Annotated in this window: 17 protein-coding genes; 6 read left to right on the top strand and 11 right to left on the bottom strand. The window is 71.9% G+C overall.

From position 1 onward, the window contains the following. Positions 1–26: 26 nt before the first annotated feature. Positions 27–428 (top strand): helix-turn-helix domain-containing protein, encoded by a 402-nt coding sequence (locus ACFYZ8_RS10035; RefSeq protein ID WP_359031006.1) that lies wholly within the window; start codon positions 27–29, stop codon positions 426–428. Here ACFYZ8_RS10035 and mutM read toward each other — a convergent pair. The 8 genes from mutM to recG all read right to left on the bottom strand — a co-directional run bounded on the left by mutM (position 401) and on the right by recG (position 7,616). Continuing rightward, a complete protein-coding gene (gene mutM, locus ACFYZ8_RS10040) occupies positions 401–1,261 on the bottom strand; it encodes a bifunctional DNA-formamidopyrimidine glycosylase/DNA-(apurinic or apyrimidinic site) lyase (protein ID WP_359031005.1) in 861 nt (286 codons plus the stop codon). The genes ACFYZ8_RS10035 and mutM overlap by 28 nt on opposite strands. A gap of 107 nt (positions 1,262–1,368) precedes the next feature. Then, on the bottom strand, positions 1,369–2,178 hold the full coding sequence (rnc, locus tag ACFYZ8_RS10045; RefSeq protein WP_359031058.1) for a ribonuclease III: 810 nt from the start codon (positions 2,176–2,178) through the stop codon (positions 1,369–1,371). 19 nt (positions 2,179–2,197) lie between these two features. Further along, entirely contained in the window at positions 2,198–2,371 is a 174-nt protein-coding gene (gene rpmF, locus ACFYZ8_RS10050) for a 50S ribosomal protein L32 (RefSeq protein ID WP_006139588.1), read from the bottom strand. Positions 2,372–2,373: 2 nt separating this feature from the next. Beyond that, entirely contained in the window at positions 2,374–3,027 is a 654-nt protein-coding gene (locus tag ACFYZ8_RS10055; RefSeq protein WP_359031003.1) for a YceD family protein, read from the bottom strand. A gap of 132 nt (positions 3,028–3,159) precedes the next feature. Beyond that, on the bottom strand, positions 3,160–4,215 hold the full coding sequence (locus tag ACFYZ8_RS10060; RefSeq protein WP_388534094.1) for an ATP synthase F0 subunit B: 1,056 nt from the start codon (positions 4,213–4,215) through the stop codon (positions 3,160–3,162). A gap of 57 nt (positions 4,216–4,272) precedes the next feature. Beyond that, entirely contained in the window at positions 4,273–4,752 is a 480-nt protein-coding gene (gene coaD / locus ACFYZ8_RS10065; RefSeq protein ID WP_007384940.1) for a pantetheine-phosphate adenylyltransferase, read from the bottom strand. A gap of 26 nt (positions 4,753–4,778) precedes the next feature. Next, the gene (rsmD, locus tag ACFYZ8_RS10070; protein WP_359031000.1) at positions 4,779–5,366 is read right to left on the bottom strand and encodes a 16S rRNA (guanine(966)-N(2))-methyltransferase RsmD; all 588 of its coding nucleotides are present in this window, start codon (positions 5,364–5,366) and stop codon (positions 4,779–4,781) included. 39 nt (positions 5,367–5,405) lie between these two features. Further along, positions 5,406–7,616, bottom strand: a complete 2,211-nt coding sequence (gene recG / locus ACFYZ8_RS10075; RefSeq protein ID WP_388534096.1) for an ATP-dependent DNA helicase RecG — start codon at positions 7,614–7,616, stop codon at positions 5,406–5,408. A 169-nt stretch (positions 7,617–7,785) separates the two neighbouring features. On the opposite strand from recG, the gene ACFYZ8_RS10080 reads away from it, so the two are divergent. Both ACFYZ8_RS10080 and ACFYZ8_RS10085 read left to right on the top strand, forming a co-directional pair. After that, positions 7,786–9,621, top strand: coding sequence for an HSP90 family protein (locus ACFYZ8_RS10080; RefSeq protein ID WP_388534099.1), 1,836 nt, complete (start codon positions 7,786–7,788; stop codon positions 9,619–9,621). Beyond that, positions 9,621–12,545 carry a tetratricopeptide repeat protein gene (locus ACFYZ8_RS10085; protein ID WP_388534102.1) on the top strand — a complete coding sequence of 975 codons (2,925 nt, stop codon included), beginning with the start codon at positions 9,621–9,623 and terminating at the stop codon, positions 12,543–12,545. The genes ACFYZ8_RS10080 and ACFYZ8_RS10085 overlap by 1 nt, the downstream gene beginning before the upstream one ends. Before the next feature lie 11 nt (positions 12,546–12,556). Here ACFYZ8_RS10085 and ACFYZ8_RS10090 read toward each other — a convergent pair whose 3' ends face one another. Next, entirely contained in the window at positions 12,557–14,251 is a 1,695-nt protein-coding gene (locus ACFYZ8_RS10090; protein WP_388534104.1) for a DAK2 domain-containing protein, read from the bottom strand. 257 nt (positions 14,252–14,508) lie between these two features. Here ACFYZ8_RS10090 and rpmB point away from each other — a divergent pair, with 257 nt between their 5' ends. Beyond that, complete coding sequence (gene rpmB, locus ACFYZ8_RS10095) at positions 14,509–14,694, top strand: 50S ribosomal protein L28 (protein WP_003993230.1); 186 nt, start codon at positions 14,509–14,511, stop codon at positions 14,692–14,694. Positions 14,695–14,813: 119 nt separating this feature from the next. On the opposite strand, the gene thiD is transcribed toward rpmB, so the two are convergent. Both thiD and ACFYZ8_RS10105 read right to left on the bottom strand, forming a co-directional pair. Continuing rightward, positions 14,814–15,614 carry a bifunctional hydroxymethylpyrimidine kinase/phosphomethylpyrimidine kinase gene (gene thiD / locus ACFYZ8_RS10100; protein ID WP_388534107.1) on the bottom strand — a complete coding sequence of 267 codons (801 nt, stop codon included), beginning with the start codon at positions 15,612–15,614 and terminating at the stop codon, positions 14,814–14,816. Then, positions 15,611–16,579, bottom strand: coding sequence for a thiamine-phosphate kinase (locus ACFYZ8_RS10105; protein ID WP_359030994.1), 969 nt, complete (start codon positions 16,577–16,579; stop codon positions 15,611–15,613). The genes thiD and ACFYZ8_RS10105 overlap by 4 nt, the downstream gene beginning before the upstream one ends. 205 nt (positions 16,580–16,784) lie before the next feature. Here ACFYZ8_RS10105 and ACFYZ8_RS10110 point away from each other — a divergent pair, with 205 nt between their 5' ends. Then, on the top strand, positions 16,785–17,018 hold the full coding sequence (locus ACFYZ8_RS10110) for an Lrp/AsnC family transcriptional regulator (RefSeq protein WP_003997603.1): 234 nt from the start codon (positions 16,785–16,787) through the stop codon (positions 17,016–17,018). A 20-nt stretch (positions 17,019–17,038) separates the two neighbouring features. Beyond that, the gene (locus ACFYZ8_RS10115; protein WP_359030993.1) at positions 17,039–17,521 is read left to right on the top strand and encodes a DUF3515 domain-containing protein; all 483 of its coding nucleotides are present in this window, start codon (positions 17,039–17,041) and stop codon (positions 17,519–17,521) included. Positions 17,522–17,942: the final 421 nt, after the last annotated feature.

Raw genomic sequence — 17,942 nt, forward strand, 5'->3', positions numbered from 1 at the left:
GTGCTCTCTTCCAGTACCCTCGTGGTATGGACACCACTCAGCAGCCCTTGGAGGCGCGGGACCTCCCCTACGACGTGTTCGCCAAGGCCTGCCCCTCGCGCGGCACGCTGGAGCACGTGACGGGCCGCTGGGGCGGACTGACGCTCGGCGCCCTGCACGACGGTTCGCTGCGCTTCAACGAACTGCGCCGCCGGGTCGACGGCGTCAGCGAGAAGATGCTCTCCCAGACGCTCCAGGCGCTGGAGCGCGACGGACTGGTGCACCGCGAGGCCCAGCCCACCAACCCGCCCCGGGTCGACTACGAGCTGACCCCGCTGGGCCGCGAGGTCGCCGAGCGGCTGCTGGGCCTCATCCACTTCGTCGAGGGCCGCATGGACGACATCCTGGCCGCCCGCGAGCGTTACGACGTGACGCGCGGCGCCCGCTGACACCTCGGGCAGAAGTAGCTGGACCGGTTCATCCAGGGCCGCCGGCGCATGGGTGTACCGCACCGCTTGCACGGCAGCCCCTCACGGCCGTACGCGTCGAGGGACCGGTCGAAGTACCCGGACTCCCCGTTGACGTTGACGTACAGGCTGTCGAAGCTGGTGCCGCCGACCTCCAGAGCCGCGTTCATCACATCCCTTACGTGGCCCAGGAGTTCGGCCGTGCGCGGGCGGGTGAAGTTCGCGGTGGGGCGCTCGTAGTGGATGCGGGAGCGCCAAAGGGCCTCGTCCGCGTAGATGTTGCCGACTCCGCTGATCAACGACTGGTCCAGCAGGGCCCGTTTGATGGTGGAGCGCTTGCGGCGCAGGGCCTGGTGGAAGGCCTCGTCGTCGAAGAGCGGGTCGAGGGGGTCGCGGGCGATGTGCGCGATCACGTCGGGCAGGCCGTCGGGGGTGTTGTCGTGCAACGACAGCCCGCCGAAGGTGCGCTGGTCGACGAAGCGGAGCTCGGTGTCCACCTCGTCCGCGAACCTCACCCGGATCCTGAGGTGCTTCTCGTCGGGCGCCGTGTGCGGCTGGACCAGCAGCTGCCCGCTCATCCCGAGGTGGGCCAGGATCGACTGGTCCGTGTCCTCCAGCGGCAGCCAGAGGTACTTGCCGCGGCGGCTCGGCGTGCCGAGGCGGTGGCCCTTGAGGCGGTGCGCGAAGTCGTCGGCACCGGCGAGGTGACGGCGGACCGCGCGCGGGTGCAGCACCTCGGCCTCGGCGACCGTACGGTGGGCGACCCACCGCTCGAGGCCTCGCCGTACGACCTCGACCTCGGGCAACTCGGGCATGGGGCTCCCCCGTCACTGACCGGTGTATGAGCGAGCGCCCACCCCGGTCCTTCGGGGCGGGCGCTCGGCTGCGCTGTTCTTCCGGACGCGCTGGGTGCTCCCAGGCGTCAGGCGGAGACGGACGACGGACCTTCGTCGTCGTCCTGGGCGGCTTCGACGGCTTCGACAGCCTTCTCCGCCGCCGCCTTGGCGCGCTCGTCCGCGGCGGCCCTGATGGACCTCCAGGCGGACTCCGCGGCCTGCTGCTCCGCCTCCTTCTTGCTGCGGCCGGTGCCGGTGCCGTACGAGACGCCTCCGACGCGGGCGGCAGCAGTGAAGGTCTTCTCGTGATCCGGGCCGGTCTCCGTGACCAGGTACTCGGGCACGCCGAGTCCTTCGGTCGCGGTGAGCTCCTGGAGACTGGTCTTCCAGTCCAGGCCGGCACCGAGGTTCGAGGACTTCTCGATCAGTGGATCGAAGAGCCGGTGGACGAGCTCGCTCGCCGCCTCGAGACCCTGGTCGAGATAGACCGCGCCGATCACCGCTTCGAGGGTGTCGGCGAGGATGGATGCCTTGTCCCGGCCGCCTGTGCCCTCTTCACCACGGCCGAGCCGGATGAAGGAACCCAGGTCGAGCCCGCGGCCGACCTCCGCCAGCGCACGAGAGTTGACCACCGCGGCCCGCAACTTGGCCAGTTGGCCTTCGGGCAGGTCCGGGTGGGTGGTGTACAGCGTGTCCGTGACCACGAGACCGAGCACGGAGTCCCCGAGGAACTCCAGGCGCTCGTTGGTCGGCAGACCGCCGTTCTCGTACGCGTAGGAACGGTGGGTCAGCGCACGCACCAGAAGGGCGGACTCGAGCTTGTACCCGAGCCGCCCTTCCAACAGCGTGTGGGACGAGGCCTGGTTGTCGCCCGAGTTCTTCTTCGGCGTGGACACAGTGCCTCTCACCAGCCGCTCAGACCTCGAGGACCTGGCGCTTGTTGTAGGTGCCACAAGCGGGGCACGCGATGTGCTGCAGCTTGGGCTCGTGGCAGCGCTCGCACGCAACCAGGGTGGGGACCGCAGCCTTCCACTGCGACCGGCGGTGGCGCGTGTTGCTGCGCGACATCTTCCGCTTCGGAACAGCCACGGCTACTTCTCCTGCTTCTCGTTGGCGGGCGCCGATCGAGGCGCTTCGCCACTCATCTCGTCCTTCTCGCCGTCTTCGAGTGAACCGGCGAGTCCCTGCAGTGCCGCCCAACGGATGTCGACGGCGTCGTGGTGGTGGTCCGGGTCGTCCGCCAGCCGGGCTCCGCACTCGGAGCACAGACCGGGACAGTCGTCCTGGCACACCGGCTGCATCGGCAGTGCGAGCACCACCGCATCACGCAGCACGGGTTCGAGGTCGAACAGGCCGTCCTCGATGAAGAGCCTGTCCTCGTCTTCCTCGGCGTCGTCGGCCGGTTCCGCTTTCACGCGGCCCCGGTCGTCGGCGTCAGGGTACGAGAACATCTCCTGGAAGTCCGCTTCGAGCGCCAGCTCAAGCGGCTCCAGACACCTTACGCACTCCCCCTCGGCCTGTGCACGGGCGGTGCCTGTGACAAGCACCCCTTCCATGACCGACTCGAGTCGGAGTTCGAGCTCGACCGGGGCGCCTTCCGGCACTCCGATCACTCCCTGGATACCGAGATCCTTGGGAGCGTCGATCTCACGGGTCAGGCGCTGCAGCGCGCCAGGACGCCGCCCCAGCTCGTGTGTGTCGAACACGAGAGGGTTGCGGTGGTCGTGGCGGGCGTTCAGAGCCATTCCTGCTTTCGATCTTCGAGCTCAAGGGGACGCCGCCCTTCGGTGTTCCCGGGCAGCGTTGATCGCGGACGTGCACGCGACCGAAGAACCAGGGTACTGGACCTTTCGCTCACGGCCCAATCCGGTGGTCTCCTACTGGCCGCGGCCCTGTTCGTACGCCCTCAGCTGCTCCGGCGTGATCATGCCGGTGTCGAAGAGACTGGTCTCGTCGAGGGCGTAGTTCTGCTGTGGCTGCGCCTGCTGGGCCTGCTGCGCCTGGTGCTGGTCGTACCCGGCCTGCTGCTGGTCGTAGCCCTGGTAGGCGTAGGGATCGGCCTGCTGGTAGCCGTACGGGTCCTGCTGGGCGTAGGGATCGGGCTGCTGCTGATAACCGGCGTAGGCGTCGGTCTGCTGCTGGTAGCCGTACGCCGGCTGCTGGGCGTACTCCGGCTGCTCGGCCGCTGCCTGGGCCGCGGCCCGGCTGTCCTGCTCGGCGAGGGCGGTGAGGTCGGCCAGGTAGTCGGCGTCGCTGGAGTGCTGGACGGTGGAGGTGTCGCCGGCGAGGGCGCCGAGATCGTCGGCGGCGATACGGCCGTGCAGCTTCTGACGGCCGCGGCCGACGGCCTCCAGGGTCTTGGCGAGGACCGCCTCGAAGGCGCCGAGCTTGGCGTCGACGTAGGAGTCGGCGTCCTTGCGCAGCGTCTCGGGGTCGTGGCTGCGCTCGGGGGCGTCCTCGTCCTCGTAGCCGTGCTCGTCGAGGCCCGGGCCGGTGCCGAGGAGCTTCTCGCGGCCGCGGCCGACCGAGCCGAGGGTCTTGGTGAGGACGACCTCGAAGTTGGCGAGCTTGGAGTCGACGTAGTCGTCGGCCTCCGCGCGGACCTCCTCGGCCTCCTGGCGGGCCTCGTTCAGGATCCGGTCGGCCTCGGCCTGGGAGCGCCGGGCGATCTCGGTGTCGGAGATCAGGGAGCCGCGCTCGGCGTGCGCCTGCCCGATGATCCGCTCGGCCTCCTGGCGGGCCTGCTCGACCATCTGCTCACGGTCGCCGATCAGCTCCTGGGCCTGCGCGAGGGAGCCGGGCAGGGCCTGGCGCAGCTCTTCCAGCAGCGCGAGCAGTTCGGCGCGGTTGACCATCACCGAGGCCGACATGGGCATCGACCGGGCGCCGGAGACCGTGGCCACGATCTCGTCGAGCTTCTTCTGCACGTCCACCTGTGCTCGCCACTCTCTACCGCTGTGTTGGAGACGGACGAGACGACTGTAGTCCCATCAGCCCTTGTGGAGGCGCTCGTTCAGGGCTTCGAGAACCCTTGGGGGGACCAGGTGGGAGACGTCTCCGCCCCAGGTCGCGACCTCCTTGACGAGCGAGGAGGACAGGAAGCTGTAGGTGGGGTTGGTCGGTACGAAAAGGGTCTCGACACCGCTGAGGCCGTTGTTCATCTGGGCCATCTGGAGCTCGTAGTCGAAGTCGCTGACCGCGCGCAGGCCCTTGACGATGGCCGGGATGTCGCGCTCCTTGCAGTAGTCGACGAGCAGGCCGTGGAAGGCCTCCACGATCACGTTGCCGTACTCGGCGGTGACCTCGCGGATCAGGTCGATCCGCTCGTCGATCTCGAACAGGCCCTTCTTGGACTTGTTGATCATCACCGCGACGTAGACCTCGTCATACAGTCTGGAGGCGCGGGAGATGATGTCGAGGTGTCCGTTGGTGATCGGGTCGAACGACCCGGGACAGACGGCGCGGCGCACTTGAGATCCCTCGCTCTCCGGTCCGGTCATCGTGCGTCTTCGCACGTAGCGGCGGCGCGACCGTACCAAAACGTTCCCTCGCCGTAGCGACGGGCCTTGACCGCGTCGAAACCGGGCGGCCACTTGAATTCTCCACCTCTGGTGCTGCGCTCCACGGTGACGAGGGCCTCCGGCGCGAGCCAGTGTTCGGTGCGGAGTGTGAGGAGAATCTCCCGAAGATCGTGATCCGTGACACGGTACGGCGGGTCCAGGAAGACGAGGTCGTACGGCTGTGCCGGTGCCGGTTGCTGAACGATCTGTTCGGCTTTGCCCGCGCGGACCTCGGCGCCGGGGAGGCCCAGGTTCTTGACGTTCTCGCGGATCGTGCGGGCGGCTCGGGCGTCGGCCTCGACGAGGAGGGTGTGGCTCGCGCCGCGGGACAGGGCTTCGAGGCCTACGGCTCCTGAGCCGGCGTACAGGTCGAGGACGCGCTCGCCTTGGAGCGGGCCGCCGAGCAGCGACTGCCAGGTGGAGAAGAGACCTTCGCGGGCGCGGTCGGAGGTGGGACGGGTTCCGTTGCCCGGCGGGACGGCCAGGCGGCGTCCGCCGGCTCTGCCCGCGATCACGCGAGTCATCTTCGGTCCTTGTTCGGGGGTGGTGACGGATCCAGTTTCTCAGCCCTTCTCCAGGTACTGCTCCCTCTCCTCGTCAAGGAGGGCGTCCAGGGCTGTACGGAGGCCGGGCAGGCCGGTGAGCTCCGGGTCGGAGGCCACGAGTGCGGCCGCTTCCTCTCTCGCCTCCGCGATGATCTCCTCGTCCTCGATGACCGCGAGGACTCTCAGCGAGGTCCTGGCGCCCGACTGGGCCTGGCCGAGGACATCGCCCTCGCGGCGCTGTTCCAGGTCGATGCGGGAGAGCTCGAAGCCGTCCAGCGTCGAGGCGACCGCGTTCAGGCGCTGGCGGGCCGGGCTCGCCTCGGGCATCTCCGAGACCAGCAGGCACAGGCCCGCGGCCGAGCCGCGGCCCACCCGGCCGCGCAGCTGGTGGAGCTGGGAGACGCCGAAGCGGTCGGCGTCCATGATGACCATCGCGGTGGCGTTGGGGACGTTGACGCCGACCTCGATGACCGTGGTGGCCACCAGGACGTGGGTCTCGCCTGCGGCGAAGCGGCGCATGACGGCGTCCTTGTCGTCGGGGTGCATACGGCCGTGCAGCACCTCGACCCTCAGGCCGCTCAGGGGGCCCTTGGCGAGCTGGTCGGCGATGTCCAGGACGGCGAGCGGCGGGCGCTTCTCGGCCTCGTCCTCGGCGGATTTCCCGGCCTTCTTCGGGTCGTCCTCCTCGTCGCCGATACGGGGGCAGACGACGTATGCCTGATGGCCGTTCTCCACCTCCTCGCGGACGCGTTCCCAGGCCCGGGTGAGGAAGTGGGGCTTCTCCGCGGCGGGCACGACATGGCTGGCGATCGGGGAGCGGCCGGCCGGGAGCTGGTCGAGGACGGAGGTCTCCAGGTCGCCGAAGACCGTCATGGCGACCGTGCGCGGAATGGGGGTGGCCGTCATGACGAGGAGGTGGGGCGGCTGCTTCCCCTTGCCGCGCAGGGCGTCCCGCTGCTCGACCCCGAACCGGTGCTGTTCGTCGACCACGACCAGGGCCAGGTCGTGGAACTGCACCTTGTCCTCGATCAGCGCGTGGGTGCCGATCACCATGCCGGCCTCACCGGTGACCAGGTCCAGCATCGCCTGCCGGCGCGCGGCCGTCCCCATCGAACCGGTGAGCAGCACGACCTTGGTGGCCTGCTCGGCTCCGCCCAGCATTCCGCCCTCGGCGAGCTCGCCCATCATCTCCACGATCGAGCGGTGGTGCTGCTGGGCGAGCACCTCGGTGGGGGCCAGCATGGCGGCCTGCCCGCCGGCGTCGACGACGGCGAGCATGGCGCGCAGGGCGACCAGGGTCTTTCCCGATCCGACCTCGCCCTGGAGCAGCCGGTGCATCGGATGGTCCGTCGCCAGGTCGTCGAAGATCTCCTTGGAGACCTTCTGCTGGCCTTCCGTGAGGGTGAAGGGGAGGCGGTCGTCGAAGGCCGAGAGCAGGCCGTCCGGGGCCGGTCTGCGGGGGACCGCGGGGAGTTGGGCGTCCGCGTGGCGGCGGCGGGCGAGGGCCACCTGGAGGACGAAGGCCTCGTCCCACTTGAGGCGGGCGTGGGCGTCGGCGATGTCGGCCTTGGTGTGCGGGCGGTGGATCTTGAGGAGGGCCTCGGGGAGGGTGATCAGGCCGCGGCCCTCGCGGAGGGACTCCGGGAGGGGGTCGAGCGCCTCCTGCGCACTCGGCAGGACGGTCTGGATGGCCTTGCCGATCTTCCAGGACTCCAGCTTGGCGGTGGCGGGGTAGATGGGGATCAGGGCGCCCGCCCAGCTCTCCACCGTCTCCGCTGCCTCGTCGTCGGCGCCGCGCAGCAACTCGTAGGCCGGGTGTGCCAGTTGGAGGCGGCGGTTGAAGAGGGAGACCTTGCCGGCGAACAGCGCGCGGGTGCCCGGCAGGAGTTCCTTGTGGGGCTTGTGAACGCCGTTGCCGAAGAAGACCAGTTGGAGGCGGCCGCTGCCGTCCGTGATGGTGACCTCCAGCCGCTGGCCCTTGCCGCGCGGCGCCTTGGCGGAGGCGAAGGTGTGCAGCCGGGCGTCGGCGACCTGGGCGACCACGGTGACATGCTCGTCCATGGGCAGGTCCGCCAGGTGGGTCAGCTGCCCCCGCTCCTCGTATCTGCGCGGGTAGTGGTGCAGGAGGTCGCCTACGGAGTGCAGGCCGAGATGCTCGGCCATCACCTTCGCGGTGGCGGGGCCGAGCACCTTCTTCAACGGTTCTTCCAGTGCGGGCACGAGATCCATTGCACACCACCCCACTGACATTGCCGTATACGTCTCGGGAAACCCCTGGTCAGACGGCTGGTTGGGGCTTAGGATGGCGCGCTCCGGCCATCCCCGCGGACCCCCGCCCCACCCGGGACCGCCCGACCCCGCGCCGCGTGCACGATTCCCCCCGCCCGGCGCTGCGACGATGGATTCCCAGACCTCACAGTCATCACAGACGCCCCAGGTACCTCAGCAACCTCATACGTTCCAGGTCGACCTGCGCGGTCTGGTGGACCTCCTCTCCCATCACCTCTACTCCAGTCCCAAGGTCTACCTCCGCGAGCTCCTGCAGAACGCGGTGGACGCCATCACGGCCCGGCGGGCCGAGCAGCCGGACGCCCCTGCCCGCGTGCGGTTGTACACGGATGAGGGCGCCCTGCGGGTCGAGGACACCGGGGTCGGGCTCACCGAGGCGGACGTGCACAACCTGCTGGCCACCATCGGGCGCAGCTCCAAGCGGGCCGACGGACTTCAGGAGGTCCGCTCCGACTTCCTCGGGCAGTTCGGCATCGGTCTGCTCGCCTGTTTCGTGGTCGCCGAGCGGATCCGGGTGGTCAGCCGCAGCGCCCGTACGCCGGACGCGCCGCCGGTGGAGTGGACGGCGAGCGACGACGGTTCGTACCGGGTGCGGACCCTGCCCCACGAGGCCCGTCCGGAGCCGGGGACCACGGTGCATCTGGTGGCGCGGGCGGGCGCCGGCGAGTGGCTCGCGCCCGAGCGGGTCCTCCGGCTCGCCCGGGACTTCGGCTCGCTGCTGCCGTACGACGTCCGGGTCGGCGACGAGGCGGTCATCGATCTGCCCGCGCCCTGGGACCGGCCGTACCCCTCCCCCGCCACCCGCAGGGTGGCCCTCGCCCGGCACTGCCACGAGCTGTTCGGCTTCACCCCGCTGGACTCGATCGAGCTCAACGTGCCGCTGGCCGGGATCCGGGGCGTGGCGTACGTCCTTCCCTCGGCGGTCAGTCCCGCCCAGCGGGCCACCCATCGCGTGCACCTCAAGGGCATGCTGCTGACCGAGCGGGCCGAACAGCTGCTGCCGGACTGGGCGTTCTTCGTGCGCTGTGTCCTGGACACCGACAGCCTGCGGCCCACGGCCTCGCGCGAGTCGCTGTACGAGGACGAGACCCTGGCCGCCGTACGGGAGGCGCTCGGGGAGCGGATCCGGTCCTGGCTGACGGGCCTTGCCGCCGGGGACCCGGACCGGCTCGCGGCCTTCCTGTCCGTGCACCACCTGGGCGTGAAGTCGCTCGCGCGGCACGACAAGGACATGCTGCGCACGATGCTGCCCTGGCTGCCGTTCGAGACGACCGACGGGCGGCTGTCCCTGGAGGAGTTCGCCCAGCGGCACCCGGTGGTGCACTTCACGCGGACCGTCGAGGAGTACCGGCAGGTCGCCCCGATCGCCTCCGCGCAGGGCGTCGGGGTGGTCAACGGCGGTTACACCTACGACAGCGACCTGGTCGAGGCACTGCCGTCGGTGCGGCCGGGGACGGTCGTCGCCGAGCTGGACTCGGACACCGTCACCGCCCACATGGACCTGGTCGACCCGGCCGAGGAGCTGGCGCTGTCCGGCTTCCTGGCGGCCGCGCGGGCCAGGCTCGACCCGCTGGGCTGTGACGTCGTCCTGCGCGCCTTCCGGCCGCTGTCCGTGCCCGCGCTGCACCTGGACGACCGGGACGCCCGGCACGAGCAGGCGCGGGCGGAGGCCGAGCAAGGGGCCGACGACCTGTGGGCGGGCATCCTCGGCTCGCTGCGCGGCAGCGCCCCACGCGCGCGTCTCGTGCTGAACCATCTCAACCCGCTGGTACGGCGGATCGGTTCGCTGGGCGACCCGGAGCTGATCGGCACCGCCACCGAGTCCCTGTACGGGCAGGCGCTGCTGATGGCCCAGCGGCCGCTCAGGCCCGCGGACTCGGCGCTGCTGAACCGGGCCTTCATAGGGCTCCTGGAGTGGGCCACGAACGGCGAGGAGGGCCGCTGATGAGCGGGGTCGACGGGAGCGCGGCCTTCGACGCGCTGCGCCGGGCGATGGCGGAGAACGCCGAGCAGCCGGAGGGACCCGCCCGCAACGCGCGCGCGGAGCAGCTGCTCGCCGAGGCGGAGAAGCTGAACATCCCGCTCGCGGTGATCGAGGCGCTCGGACACCAGCTGAAGGTCTACAACTACAGCTCCGAGAAGGCCAAGATGTTCGTCCCCTTCGCGCGGCTGCTGCGCATGTGGGACGAGCGCCCCGAGGACTTCGACGAGTACGAGACGCACGCGCTGCACTGGGTCTTCAAGTGGATGACGGCCGGCATGCTCGACCAGCCGCACATCCCGCTCGCCGCCATGGAGAAGTGGCTCGGCGAGATGGAGCACCGCTACCGGCTGGCCGGGCACTCCGAGAGGGCCGTGCGCAGCGCCGAGTACAGCGTGGCCGCGCACGTCGGGGACCTGGAGCGGGCCGAGCGCGCGTACGCCGCGTGGCTGGCCGCCGACCGGGACAGCATGGCCGACTGCCACGCCTGCGAGCTGCACGAGCAGGGCTGGTGGCAGTCGCAGCGCGGACAGGACGAGGAGGCGCTCGAGCTGTGGGCGCCGGTCCTGGAGGGCGAGTTCACCTGCGCCCACGAGCCGCACGCGGTCCTCGCGTCCTCCCTCGTGCCGTTGCTGCGCCTGGGCCGCCTCGACGAGGCGCGCGCCAACCATCTGCGGGGCTTCCGGCTCGTACGGTCCATGGAGAGCATGCGCGGCGCCTACGCGGACCACGTCGAGTTCTGCGCGCTCAGCGGCAACGAGGCACGCGCCCTGGAGCTGCTCGCCGAGCGTCCCGCGTACTTCACGGACGACGGACAGCCGCGCAGCAGGCTGGACTTCACGGCCGTGGTGGCCCTGCTGATGGACCGGCTGACCGAGCTGGGCCTGGGCGACCGGCCGGTGCCGGGGCCCGCGGGCCGGTCGTGGACCGCGTCCGGACTCGCCGTCCACGCGCGCGAGGAGGCCCTCGCGCTGGCCGCCCGCTTCGACGAGCGCAACGGCACGGCCCACGTCGGCGAGCGGGCACGCGCGCGTATGGCGCAGCGGCCGCTGGTGGAGCGGCTGCCACTGGGGGTGCGGGCGGTGAGGACGGTCGCCGTTCCCGTGCCGGCGCCTCCGGTCGCCGCCACCGCTCAGGAACCCGGCCTGCCCGCGCTGGTCGCCGAGGCCCGGCGGCTGTCGGACACCCTGCGGCCGAACGCCGTGGAGGCGTGGACGGCGGTCGCACGGGCCGCCGAGGGGGTCGAGCTGGACCCGCGCGACCGTGCGGAGATCGCCGACCACCGGGCGATGGACCTGGGCCCCGAGGGCATCGAACTGTTCGAGCAGGCCGCCGAGTTGTACGCGGAGGCGGGCGACCCCGGTGAGGCGCTGGCCGCACACGCGCGTGCCGCGTACGTACGCGCGCTGGCGGGCGAGGTCGACGAGGCGCTCACGGCGGTCGCCGGGCTCTACGACGAGGTCCTCGCGCTCTACTCCGACGGCGGGACGGGCGTACTGCAGACGGCGTCGGTGGTGATGTCGCGGGCGCGGATCCTGATGCGGGCGGTGCTCGAGAGCGAGGACGGCGGTGTCCTCGGCGAGGCGGAACAGGCCGTACGGGAAGTCCTCGCGCTCGTCGACGGACGGGTCGGCGACGATGTGCGGCTCGCCGCGCGGGTCGCCGAGGCGCGGGCGATGCTGGCGGAGCTGGCCGCGCGGAGCGGGGACCTTCCGGCGGCGGCCGGGCTGTTCGCGCGGGCCGCGGCGGGGTTCGTGGAGGCCGGCGTGCCGTGGTTCGCGGTGGAGTACGAGGCCAGGCTCGCCGGGCTCAGGCACCACCTGGGCGACCTGGACGGGACGGAACGGGCGCTGCGGGCGGCCCTGGAGCACGGCGGGCCGCACCTGGAGCCGATCGGACGGGCCCAGCTGCATCTCCAGCTCGCCGAGGTCGTCGGCGGTCGGGGGCTCGCCGAGGAGGCCGCCGAGCACGCCCTGGAGGCCGCTCACTGGGCCGACGAGGCCGGGGAGGGGCCCACCCTGGGCGCCCTGGCCCGTCACCAGCTGGGCGGCTTCCTGCTGCGCCTCGGCCGGTGGGCGGAGGCCGCGGAGGTGCTGGAGTCGGCGCTGCCCGACCTGACCGCCGAACGGCACGGCGAGGGGACGGTCGTACAGACGCAGTGGTGGCTCGGTGACTGTCTGAGCGAGCTGGGCGAGCACCGGCAGGCGGCCGAACGGCGCCTTCAGGCCGCCGAGATCGCCCGGCACTGGCCCGAACAGCACGACCACGCCACCCTCGCCCACCTCGCCGCCGAGTCCCTCGGGGCCGCGGGGCTGGCCGCCGAGGCCGACCGGGCGTACGCGCGCGCGGGCGGTCTGTGGCGCGAGCTCGGCAACGTCCACGGCCTCGTCCGCTCGCTGCGCGCCCGCGCGTGGCTCGCGGTGCGTGCCGAGGACGGGGCGGACGCGGCACGGGAGTTGATGGCGCAGGCGGTCCGCACGTGCGAGGCCGCGCTGGGCGACGCGGCGGCCGACGAGGACGCACGGCAGCGGCTCGTGGGCGAACTCGGGCACACCCACCGGCAGTTCGGCGACCTGCTGGCCCGTTCCGTGACCGAGGACGCCGAGGACGACTCGATCCAGGCCGTGCTGGAGGAGGCGCTGTCCCAAGTGGTGGAGGCGATCGTCGTGTTCGCCTCGCTCGGGGAGGACGCCCTGGACGCCCGGACCGGTGCCGAGCTCGCGGCGGGCTGGCTGGCGGCCGACCTGAGCCGCCCGGCGGAAGCGGCGGCACGCGCGCGTGCGGTGCTCGACGCCTACGGCGACGCGGACGCCTCCGACGGGACGGCGCAGGCGCGGCGGGCCGAGGCGGAACAGCTGCTCGGGGTCATGGAGGGGCAGGACAGCTGATCACCAGGGGTCTATTCGACCCCGATGAGCAGGACGACCCCTTGGCGTCCGCCCCGGTACACCACCGTGTCCACGGCGAGGTACGACTCCCTGACGTGTGCCTCCAGGTGGTCGGCGACGGTCTCGGGGGCCTCGTCGCCGAGGACGAGGGTGACCAGCTCGCCGCCCGCCGAGAGCATGCGGTCCAGGACGGTCTCGGCGGTGACGGTGACGTCCGAGCCGATCACCGCCACGTCCCCGTCGATGAGCCCGAGGACGTCACCGGCCTGGCAGATGCCGGCCATGGTCCAGGACTGGCGTTCGGCGACGGCGACCTCGGCGTAGCGGGTCGCGCCGGCCGCCGAGGTCATCTGGACGACGTCCTCGTCGAACCGGCGTTCCGGTTCGTGCACGGCGAGCGCCGCGATGCCCTGGACCGCGGAGCGCGTCGGGATCAGCGCGACCCGGATGCCCTCGGCGCGGGCCTGCTCGGCCGCGGCGGCCGCGGTGTGGCGCAGGTCGGCGTCGTTGGGCAGCAGCACGACCTCGCGCGCGTGGGCCCGTCGTACGGCCTCCACCAGCTCCCCGCTCGCGGGCGGCTCCCCGGGACGGGCGAGCACGGTGGTCGCGCCGGCCTCGGTGTAAAGACCGGCCAGACCCTCGCCGGGCACGACCGCGACAACGGCCCGCTGGGCGCGCTCGCGGGGCGGCCGTCCGGCGCCCGTGGTGTGCACGTCCCCGAGACCGAAGTGGGTGATGCGGATCCGGTACGGCCGTCCGGCCTCGACGCCCGCCTCCACGGCGGCGCCCGCATCGTCGACGTGCACATGGACGTTCCACAGTCCGTCGCCGCCGACCACCACGAGGGAGTCCCCGAGCCCGTCGAGCCGCTGCCGCAGCCGCGCGACGGCGGTGTCGTCGGCCTCCAGGAGGTAGATCACCTCGAAGGCGGGGCCGCCGGCGTCCGGAGCGTCGGCGCACTCCTCGGGGGAGCCCGCGGTGGGGGTCACGGCCGTATCGCCGCCCACGCGCGCGTGCCCCGTGCCACTCCCCACCGGCACCGCCCTGGGCGCCTCCCCCGTGAACGTCTCCACCAGCGCTCCCAGCACCGCCACCAGCCCGCGCCCACCGGCGTCCACCACTCCGGCCCGCTCCAGGACGGCCAGCTGGCCGGGGGTCGCGGCGAGGGCGGCGCGTGCCCCGTCGTAGGCGGCCCGGGCGACCGTCCCGCAGTCGCCCTCCGCTGCTCCGGCCGCGTCGGCGGCGGCCGAGGCGACGGTGAGGACCGTGCCCTCGACGGGGTGGGCCACTGCCTGGCGGGCGGAGTCGGCGGCGTGCCGCAGGGCGAGCCGGAGCCCTTCGCCGTCCGTGTGAACCGTCTCACCGTCGGCGGCCAGCACCTGGGCCATGCCCCGCAGCAGCTGGGCGAGGATCGTGCCCGAGTTGCCGCGGGCGCCTATGAGGGCTCCGTGCGCCATCGCGCGCGCGGCGTCGGCGAGGGCCGGTTTCCCCGAGTCACGGGTGCCGTGGGCCTCGAAGACGGCCTCCACGGCCGCGGCCGCCGACTCCGCCGTCAGGTACAGGTTGGTGCCGGTGTCCCCGTCGGCGACGGGGTAGACGTTGATCGCGTCGATCTCCTCGCGCGCCCGGCCCAGCGCCCGCAGCGCGAGACCGCACCAGGTGCGCACCGCGAGAGCATCGAAGAATGTCTGCGGCACCTTCGGCACCTGCGCCTCCTCGGACTGCTGGACTGGACGCAGCGTAGACCCCGGGCGGGTGTCCGCCGGAAGAGGGCCGGGAGCGAGTGCCTGATCAGCCATGGTAGTTTCGTTCTACTGGCGCAGTCGTTGTATGCTGCTCCGGTTGCCCGATGCAGATCGGGCCAATCCCCCTGGCAGCGCCACTCAGATCTCTGATCCTACGATCTCGATCCCGGCCCGCCGGGATCCCACCGTAAGTGCATCTGAAGTCTTTGGAGTGACCCGTGGCTGCCAACTGCGACGTCTGCGGCAAGGGGCCGGGCTTCGGCAACAACATCTCGCACTCGCACCGCCGTACGTCCCGTCGCTGGAACCCGAACATCCAGCGCGTCCGTACCGTGGTGGGCGGGACGCCGAAGCGCGTGAACGCTTGCACCTCGTGCATCAAGGCCGGCAAGGTCTCGCGCTGACGCACAGCTAAGCGCGCGGCCACTGCTGGTTCGCTGCAATGAGCCGGTCCACCTCAGGGTGGACCGGCTTTTTGCCGTGCCCCAGCCGGCCGGTTCCGCGCGACGTCCGGGCGTGAACGTCAGGCTCGTGGAGCGCCCCGCGTGAGCGCCCAGCCGTGATCCACCGGCCCGATCCCCCCGCCGAGTGCGAACCCCGCGGCGATCGCCCCGGTGACGTACTCCTTGGCGGCCGTCACCGCCTCCGGCACGCTCTGCCCCTTCGCGAGCTGTGCGGCGATCGCGGAGGCGAGGGTGCAGCCGGTGCCGTGGGTGTGGCGGTTGTCGTGGCGGGGGGCGCGCAGCCAGTGCTCCTCCAAGCCGTCGGTGAGCAGGTCGACGGCGTCGCCGGTGAGATGGCCGCCCTTGATGAGCGCCCACTTCGGTCCGTACGACAGGACGGCGTCGGCGGCCTCGCGCAGCTGAGCCTCCGACTCGACCCGTACGCCGGTGAGGTGGGCCACCTCGTCGAGGTTCGGGGTGGCGACCGTGGCCACCGGGAGCAGCCGTCGCCGTACGGAGTCCAGGGCGGAGGAGGCCAGCAGGGAGTCGCCGTGCTTGGAGACCCCGACCGGGTCGATCACCGCCGGGGCGTCCGTGGCGCCGATCAACTCGGCCACCGCCTCGACGAGTTCGGCCGAGGCGAGCATTCCGGTCTTCACGGCCTGGACGCCGATGTCGTCCACGACACTGCGGTACTGGGCCCGCACCGCCTCCACGGGCAGCTCCCAAGCGCCCTGTACGCCGCGGGAGTTCTGCGCGGTGACCGCCGTGACCACACTCATGCCGTGCACGCCGAGCGCGAGCATGGTCTTCAGGTCGGCCTGGATTCCGGCCCCTCCGCCGGAGTCGGAGCCCGCGACCGTGAGCACCAGCGGCTTCACGACTCGATGTCCTCGCCGAAGTGGTCCCAGCCGCCCTTGCTGGTCCAGGGCGCCCCGTCGACCGTCACCTGGGGCAGCGCCGAGGGGTTGAGGACCTCGCCGATCACCTTCCAGCGGGCCGGGAGTTTCACGTCCGGCGAGAACGTCGCCACGATCGCGTGGTCCTCGCCCCCGCTCAGCACCCACTGCATCGGATCGACACCGACGGCCTGCCCGATGTCGTTCATCTGCGAGGGGATGTCGATCGCGCCCGAACGGATGTCGATGCGGACCTTGCTGGCCTCGGCGATGTGTCCGAGGTCGGCGATCAGCCCGTCGCTCACGTCGCACATGGCGGTCGCGCCGAGCGCGGCGGCGGCCGGGCCCGCGTGGTACGGCGGCTCGGGGCGCCGGTGCGCCTCGACGAACGCGCGCGGCGAGCGGAAGCCGCGGGAGAGCACCGCGTATCCGGCCGCCGACCAGCCGAGCCAGCCGGTGACCGCCACGAGGTCGCCGGGCTGGGCGCCGGCCCGGGTGACCGGCTCCTGGCCCCGCAGATCGCCGAGGGCGGTGATGGAGACCATGATCGTGTCTCCTCGTACGACGTCCCCGCCGACCACCGAGGCGCCCGCGACCTGGCACTCGTCGCGCAGGCCGTCCATGAGCTCCGAGGGCCAGGTCACGGGGAGTTCGGCGGGCACGACCAGGCCGAGCAGCAGGGCGGTCGGCACGGCGCCCATGGCGGCGATGTCCGCGAGGTTCTGGGCGGCCGCCTTGCGCCCGACGTCGTAGGCCGTGGACCAGTCGCGGCGGAAGTGCCGGCCCTCCAGCAGGATGTCGGTGCTCGCCACGACCCTGCGGTCGGGCGCGGCGACCACCGCGGCGTCGTCGCCGGGGCCCACCCGGACCGCCGGGGTGGTGGTGAGACGGGAGGTGAGCTCCCTGATGAGCCCGAACTCGCCGAGCTCACCAACAGTGCCCTTCATTGCCCTTACGCCCCTTCTGTGCCGTGCCGTGCCCGGTCGCGCGCCATCAGTGTCCTCGATACGGTCGAGGGGACCGTGAACTTCTGTCGTGTCCGCACCCCGGCACGGGCGTTCGCGCCCCGCGGGTCTCCCCGTGACGAGGGGCGACGCGATACCGTGGCGTTCCTTTTCCCCACATGATCCTCGTGGCCGCCCTGGAGGTTCCGTGGTACAGGCGTACATCCTGATCCAGACGGAGGTCGGCAAGGCGTCGACCGTCGCCGAGACGATCAGCAAGATTCCTGGAGTCATCCAGGCCGAGGACGTGACAGGACCGTATGACGTGATCGTCCGTGCCCAGGCCGACACCGTGGACGACCTCGGCCGCATGGTGGTCGCCAAGGTCCAGCAGGTGGACGGCATCACCCGCACCCTGACCTGCCCGGTCGTCCATCTGTAGCCCCCGTCTACCCTTGGCCGGTGAACTTCTTCCGTCACCGGCCTCTCGGCCTGCCCGCGCTCGCCCTGCTGATCACGGTCGCGGGCTGCTCCTCCGCAGACGACAGCGCGTCGGCGGCGGTTCCCTCGCCGGGGGCGGGCGTCACGAAGCTGTGCCGAGAGCTGGACCGGGTACTGCCGTCCAAGGTCGACGACCAGGACCGTCGGGATCCCGAGCCCGCGTCCGCGCTGACCGCGGGCTGGGGTGACCCGGCGATCATACTGCGGTGCGGTGTCGAGCGGCCCGCGAAGATGAACGATCCGGAGGCCGACGGGGTCGAGGCGAACGGGGTGGGCTGGCTCCTGGAGAAACAGGACGACGGCTCGTTCCGGTTCACCACGACGCTGCGCAAGGCATACGTCGAGGTCACGATCCCCGAGGCCCGCACCGCGGACGGCATGGCCCCGCTGGTGGACCTGGCGCCCGCGGTGAAGAAGGCGATCCCCGAGGGGATCGCCGACTAGGTCCTGTCCGGCGGATCGGGCCGGCCGCAAGGGACGGTGCCGCTCAGTGCGGGCGAGCAGGGCTGGGTGCGTCTGGCTGCGCGGAGCGTCGGCAACCGACGACAGCACGGCAGACGGGCGTGCCCGGCCCAGCGACGCCGGCCTCATCCGCCGGACAGGCCCAGGCCGCGCCCCCGGAGCCCGCACGACCAGCCTCAGGCGTCTGCCGACCAACAGCGGGAGTCCTAAAGCCCGGCGGCCGGAGTCTCAGCCACCGGCCACCGGCACGTCCGCCCCGCGGTGCAAACCGTACGGGCCGACTGCCGACGCCCTGCCGCCCCCCGCGGAAGCCGCACCGGACCGCCGCTGAGCAACGCCCGACCGACCACCGAAGCCCGACCCACCCACCGACGAAGGCCCGCCGACCAGCAACCGACGCACT

The organism is Streptomyces sp. NPDC001668, assembly GCF_042893155.1.
Classification (GTDB): Bacteria; Actinomycetota; Actinomycetes; order Streptomycetales; family Streptomycetaceae; genus Streptomyces.

What these genes read in the sequence shown, in the direction of transcription:
- ACFYZ8_RS10085 (WP_388534102.1), top strand. Translation starts at nt 9,621, where the DNA reads ATGAGCGGGGTCGACGGGAGCGCGGCCTTCGACGCGCTGCGCCGGGCG.
- recG (WP_388534096.1), bottom strand. Translation starts at nt 7,616, where the DNA reads ATGGATCTCGTGCCCGCACTGGAAGAACCGTTGAAGAAGGTGCTCGGC.
- ACFYZ8_RS10035 (WP_359031006.1), top strand. Translation starts at nt 27, where the DNA reads ATGGACACCACTCAGCAGCCCTTGGAGGCGCGGGACCTCCCCTACGAC.
- mutM (WP_359031005.1), bottom strand. Translation starts at nt 1,261, where the DNA reads ATGCCCGAGTTGCCCGAGGTCGAGGTCGTACGGCGAGGCCTCGAGCGG.
- ACFYZ8_RS10080 (WP_388534099.1), top strand. Translation starts at nt 7,786, where the DNA reads ATGGATTCCCAGACCTCACAGTCATCACAGACGCCCCAGGTACCTCAG.
- rsmD (WP_359031000.1), bottom strand. Translation starts at nt 5,366, where the DNA reads ATGACTCGCGTGATCGCGGGCAGAGCCGGCGGACGCCGCCTGGCCGTC.
- ACFYZ8_RS10105 (WP_359030994.1), bottom strand. Translation starts at nt 16,579, where the DNA reads ATGAAGGGCACTGTTGGTGAGCTCGGCGAGTTCGGGCTCATCAGGGAG.
- ACFYZ8_RS10055 (WP_359031003.1), bottom strand. Translation starts at nt 3,027, where the DNA reads ATGGCTCTGAACGCCCGCCACGACCACCGCAACCCTCTCGTGTTCGAC.